At 74.8% G+C, this 5653-nt stretch carries 5 protein-coding genes; 4 read left to right on the top strand and 1 reads right to left on the bottom strand.

All coding sequences use genetic code 11. The features are described 5' to 3' along the window. From ACWEVO_RS28545 to pgl, 4 genes are all read left to right on the top strand, one after another. Positions 1 to 1564 (top strand): glucose-6-phosphate isomerase (locus ACWEVO_RS28545; protein WP_452310577.1); only part of this gene is annotated, 1564 nt, incomplete at its 5' end. Positions 1565 to 1602: 38 nt separating this feature from the next. Then, positions 1603 to 3117: a glucose-6-phosphate dehydrogenase gene (gene zwf / locus ACWEVO_RS28550; protein ID WP_452310578.1), complete on the top strand. Its 1515-nt coding sequence runs from the start codon at positions 1603 to 1605 to the stop codon at positions 3115 to 3117. A gap of 31 nt (positions 3118 to 3148) precedes the next feature. Beyond that, a complete protein-coding gene (locus tag ACWEVO_RS28555; protein ID WP_452310579.1) occupies positions 3149 to 4165 on the top strand; it encodes a glucose-6-phosphate dehydrogenase assembly protein OpcA in 1017 nt (338 codons plus the stop codon). Positions 4166 to 4252: 87 nt separating this feature from the next. Then, positions 4253 to 5023, top strand: a complete 771-nt coding sequence (gene pgl / locus ACWEVO_RS28560) for a 6-phosphogluconolactonase (RefSeq protein ID WP_452310580.1) — start codon at positions 4253 to 4255, stop codon at positions 5021 to 5023. Positions 5024 to 5195: 172 nt separating this feature from the next. On the opposite strand, the gene ACWEVO_RS28565 is transcribed toward pgl, so the two are convergent. Next, positions 5196 to 5540: an RNA polymerase-binding protein RbpA gene (locus ACWEVO_RS28565; RefSeq protein WP_452310581.1), complete on the bottom strand. Its 345-nt coding sequence runs from the start codon at positions 5538 to 5540 to the stop codon at positions 5196 to 5198. Between the last annotated feature and the right edge of the window lie 113 nt (positions 5541 to 5653).

The following is a 5653-nucleotide window of genomic DNA, read 5'->3' on the forward strand; positions in this document are numbered from 1 at the left end:
CGCGTCGGTGCGCGCGGCACTGGTCGCCGACGACGTCCCGACCCGGCTGGCCGCCCAGGACCCCACCCTCTGGGGTCCCGACGCGGAGGCCACGGCGAAGGCCCGGCTGGGCTGGCTGGACACCCACCGGCGCAGCCGCGAACTCCTCCCCCAGCTCGCCGAACTGGTCGCCGAGCTGGCCGACCTCGATCACGTGGTGCTCGCCGGGATGGGCGGCTCCTCGCTCGCCCCCGAGGTGATCAGCCGGACCCTGGGCCGGCCGCTGACCGTACTGGACACCACCGATCCGGGGCAGGTCCGGGCCGCCCTGGGCGACCGCCTCGACCGCACCGTGGTGGTGATCTCCAGCAAGTCCGGCTCGACCGTGGAGACCGACAGCCACCGGCGGGCGTACTGGCAGGCGTTCCTGGACGCCGGGATGAGCGAGGCGGAGGCGGCCCGGCACTTCGTCGTGGTCACCGACCCGGGCTCCCCGCTGGAGGCGACCGCCGCCGAGATGGGCGTGGTCACCATCCTCGCCGACCCCGAGGTGGGGGGCCGATACTCGGCGCTCACCGCGTTCGGCCTGGTCCCCGCGGCCCTCGCCGGCGTGGCGGTGACCGACCTGCTGGACGACGCGGACGCGCTCGCCGGCTCGCTGGGGCGCGACCGGGACAACCCGGCCCTGGCCCTCGGCGCGGCGCTCGGCGCGGCCGCCACCACGGGCCGGCCCACCGTCGCGCTGACCTCCGACGGCACCGGCGTCGACGGGCTGGGCGACTGGGCCGAGCAACTGCTCGCCGAGTCGACCGGCAAGGACGGGGTGGGGATCCTGCCGGTGGTGCTGGAGACCCCCGACGCCCCGGGCGCCACCGGCCCGGACGTGCTCACCGTGAGCTACGGCGGCGCGCTCACCCCCGGGCGGGGCCCCGGCGCCGGCGTCGCCGACCTGGCCGTCAACGGCCCGCTCGGCGCCCACTTCCTCGCCTGGGAGTACGCCACCGCGATCGCCGGGGTGGCGCTCGGCGTCGACCCGTTCGACCAGCCGAACGTCGCCGAGAGCAAGGAGAACACCGCCCGCATCCTCGCCGCCGGGGCACCGGCGGAGACGCCGTCGTTCACCGACGGCGCGGTCGAGGTGTACGCCCCGGTCGACGCCCCCGGCGACCTGGTCGGCGTGCTGCGCTGGCTGCTGGACGGGCTGGGCGACGACGGGTACCTGGCGGTGACGGCGTACCTCGACCGGCTGGCCGACGCGGCGGCGGCCGGGCTGCGCCCGGCACTGGCCCGGGCGACCGGACGCCCGGTGACCTTCGGGTGGGGTCCCCGGTACCTGCACTCGACCGGGCAGTACCACAAGGGCGGCCCGGCAACCGGCAGCTACCTTCAGGTGACCGGCGCGGTCACCGATGATCTGCCGGTGCCCGGCCGCCCGTACACCTTCGGGGAGCTTCAGGCGGCCCAGGCCGCCGGCGACCGGCAGGCCCTGGCCGGCCGGGAGCGCCCGGTGCTGCGACTGCACCTGACCGAGCGGGCGGCGGGCGTCGCCCAGCTACTGGATGCGGCCGGACGGACACGGACGTGACGATGAATGACGTGGAACCAGCGGAGCGAGGAGGCGGCATGAACCCGCTGCGCGACCCCCAGGACCGGCGGCTGCCGCGGATCCCGGAGCCGTGCGCTCTGGTGATCTTCGGGGTGACCGGCGACCTGGCCCGCAAGAAGCTGTTGCCGGCGGTCTACGACCTGGCCAACCGGGGGCTGCTGCCGCCCGGTTTCGTGGTCCTGGGCTTCGCCCGGCGGGACTGGGGCGACGGCGACTTCGAGTCGCTGGCCCACGAGGCGGCGAAGAAGCACGCGCGGACCCCGTGGCGGGAGGAGGTGTGGGCGCGGCTGGAGGGCAACATCAAGTTCGTCGGCGGCTCGTTCGACGACGACGCCGCGTTCGACCAGCTCGCCGACACCCTGGACGAGCTGCGCCAGTCGCACGGCATCGCCGGCAACGCCGCCTTCTACTTCTCCATCCCGCCGGCGGCCTTCCCCGTGGTGCTCAAGCAGCTCGCCCGCACCGGCATGGCGGACAACGCCAAGTCCGGCGGCTGGCGCCGGGTGGTCGTGGAGAAGCCGTTCGGGCACGACCTGCCCTCGGCGAAGGCGCTCAACGACCTGGTCGACGACGTCTTCACCCGGCAGGACGTCTTCCGGATCGACCACTACCTGGGCAAGGAGACGGTCCAGAACATCCTCGCGCTGCGGTTCGCCAACAACCTGTTCGAGCCGCTGTGGAACTCCAAGTACGTCGACTCGGTGCAGATCACCATGGCCGAGGACGTCGGCATCGGCACCCGGGCCGGCTTCTACGACTCGGCCGGCGCGGCCCGCGACGTGCTCCAGAACCACCTGCTCCAGCTCCTCGCCCTGGTCGCCATGGAGGAGCCGACCAGCTTCGACGCCGACGAGATCCGGGCCGAGAAGCTGAAGGTGCTCAAGGCGATCACCGTGCCGAAGGACGTCGCCCGGGACACCGTGCGCGGGCAGTACCTCCCCGGCTGGGTCGGCGGCGAGCGCGCCGTCGGCTACCTGGAGGAGGAGAACATCCCGCCGGACTCCACCACCGAGACGTACGTGGCGGTGAAGCTCGGCATCCAGAACCGGCGCTGGGCCGGGGTGCCGTTCTACATCCGGGCCGGCAAGCGGCTGCCCCGGCGGGTCACCGAGGTGGCCATCATGTTCAAGAAGGCGCCGCACCTGCCCTTCAACCCGGCCGACATGGAGTCGCTCGGCCCCAACCAGCTCGTCATCCGGGTCCAGCCGGACGAGGGCGTGGTGCTGAAGTTCGGTTCCAAGGTGCCGGGCACGACCATGGAGGTCCGCGACATCGCGATGGACTTCCAGTACGGCGAGGCGTTCACCGAGTCCAGCCCCGAGGCGTACGAGCGGCTGGTGCTGGACGTGCTGATCGGCGACCGGACGCTCTTCCCGGACGCCGCCGAGGTGGAGCAGAGCTGGCAGGTGCTGGACCCGCTGGAGCACGCCTGGGCGGGCACCAAGCCGGAACCGTACCGGGCCGGCGAGTGGGGTCCGCGGGCCGCCGACGAGATGCTGGCCCGCGAGGGCCGGGCGTGGCGGAGAGCGTGAGCGAGCACTGCGAGCAGACCAGGAGGCTCCCTTGATCGGGTTGTGGGACACCACCGGCAACGAGGTGGTCAAGGCGCTCGCCGCGGAACGGCGCAGCGCGGGCGGCGTGGCCAGCGGCATGGCGCTCAGTCTGATCGTCGTGGTGGACGAGAAGCGGGTCCGGGAGGCGGAGGCGGCGGCGACCATCGCGGCCTCGGCCCACCCGTGCCGGCTGCTCGTGGTCGTCCGTACCGACGTCGAGCGGGAACGCAACCGGCTGGACGCGGAGATCGTCGTCGGCGGCCGGCTCGGCCCGTGCGAGGCGGTGGTGATGCGGATGTACGGCCGGCTGGCGCTGCACGCCGAGTCGGTGGTGATGCCGCTGCTGGTGCCGGACGTGCCGGTGGTGACCTGGTGGCACGGCGAGCCGCCGGAGGAGATCGCGACCGACTTCCTCGGCGTGGTGGCCGACCGGCGGATCACCGACTCGGCGCAGGCCTCCGACCCGATCGCCGCGCTGCGGCAGCGCGCCCGCGACTACGCCCCCGGCGACACCGACCTGGCCTGGACCCGAATCACCCCGTGGCGCACCCTGGTCGCGGGGGCGTTCGACACCGCGCAGGCCAAGATCACCGAGGCGACCGTGGTCGCCCCCCCGACCGACCCGACGGCGGCGCTGATGCGCGGCTGGCTGGCCGCCCGGCTCGGCATCGACCCGGTCTGGGAGCCCACCGACCAGTTCCCCCGGATGCGCGAGGTGCAGCTGCGCTGCGCCAACGGCGACGAGCTCACCCTCACCCGGGACGAGAGCATCGCCCGGTTCCGGCGGACCGGCCAGGAGGACCGGACGCTGCCGCTGGTCCGGCGCCCGCTCGGCGACGAGCTGGCCGAGGAACTGCGCCGCCTCGACGCCGACCAGGTGTACGCGGAGGCACTCGGCGCGGCAGCCGGCCTCACCGGGCTGGACCAGCGTCCGGCCGGGCGGGTGCACGTGTGGAAGGATCCGGCGACCGCCCAGCGGGCCGAGGCGGGCGTCACCGCGCACGCCGGGGCGACCGCCAACGGGTGAGGGTTGGCGGGGAACAGCACGGGCCGCTCGGCGGCCGGACAGCACAGGTGACCGCCGTGGGGCGGTCGGAGCACGAGGGCACGATGGATGAGTGAGGCGAGTGTCGCCGTACACGCCGACCCCGACCTGCTGGCGCAGGCGGTGGCGGCCCGGTTGGTGGTGAAGCTGCTCGACGCGCAGGCGGACCGGGGCCAGGCGTCGGTGGTGCTGACCGGCGGGCGGATCGCCGCGGCGGTGTACCGGGCGGTGGCGGCGCTGCCGGCCCGGGACGCCGTCGACTGGTCCCGGGTCGACGTCTGGTGGGGCGACGAGCGGTTCCTGCCGGCCGGTGACCCGGAGCGCAACGAGACGCAGGCCCGGGCGGCGCTGCTGGACGTGGTGCCGCTGGACCCGGCGCGGATCCACCCGATGCCCGCCTCGGACGGGCCGGCCGGCAACGACCCGGAGACGGCCGCCGCCGGGTACGCGCAGGAGCTGGCCCGGGCCGCCCGACCGGGCACCGCCGCACTCCCCCACTTCGACGTGCTGCTGCTCGGCGTCGGCGAGGACGGGCACGTGGCCTCGGTCTTCCCGGAGCACCCGGTGCACCACGACAACCGGCCGGTCAGCGCGGTCCGGGGCAGCCCGAAACCGCCCCCGGTGCGCACCACGCTGACCCTGCCGACGATCAACACGGCCGAGGAGGTCTGGCTGGTGGCCGCCGGCGCCGACAAGGCCCGGGCGGTGGGCATGGCGCTGGCCGGCGCAGGCCCGGTCCAGCTGCCGGCGGCCGGCGTGCACGGGGTCACCCGTACCCTCTGGCTCCTCGACCGCGCCGCCGCGGCCGACGTCCCACCCCGCTCCCGCAGCCTGCGCTGACCCCACCGCAGCACTCCCGCCGCCCCGCCCCCCACTGCACAGATTCACGGAAAGAGTGGCTATCGCCCGCTGAATAGCCACCCTTCCCGTGAATCAGGCCGCATTGCCGGTCTGGGGCGCCGGGGCGGCGGCTGGAGGGCCCACCATCAAGGGCGGACGTGCAGCGAGCCAGTCAGGTCCGGCCGCGGCGGCGGCGGAGCGCGTCGAGGGCCTCGGTCAGGAGGGCCTCGGCCTCCTCGGGGGTGCGCCGCTCCCGGACGTACGCCAGGTGGCTCTTGTAGGGCTCGGCCCGCTGCCGGCCGGGCGGGTTGCCCGGGTCGGGGCCGGCCGGCTCGCCGCAGCGGGGGCAGTCCCAGGTGGCCGGGGCCTCCGCCTCGGCGGCGATGAGGAACTGGATCCGGTGGTCGTTGCGGCACCAGTAGACGACGGGGCGGCGCGGGGCCGGCTCGCTGCGCTGGTCGAAGCGTTCGGGGGCGGACCCGGCCCGGGTACCGCGGATGACGTTGCCACTCGGCACGGCTGCTCGCTCCTGTCGTCGGAGGGGACCGCCGCTCGGGGGTTGGGCGGCGGCGACGCGGTGCAGCGGAGAAACAAAACTGCGCGCGGTCCGAGACGGACCGCCCGCAGATT

The sequence above is a fragment of the Micromonospora sp. NPDC003776 genome, assembly GCF_053605645.1.

Excerpts from the sequence above, each read along its gene's own strand:
- pgl (WP_452310580.1), top strand. The coding sequence starts at position 4,253 with ATGAGTGAGGCGAGTGTCGCCGTACACGCCGACCCCGACCTGCTGGCG.
- zwf (WP_452310578.1), top strand. The coding sequence starts at position 1,603 with ATGAACCCGCTGCGCGACCCCCAGGACCGGCGGCTGCCGCGGATCCCG.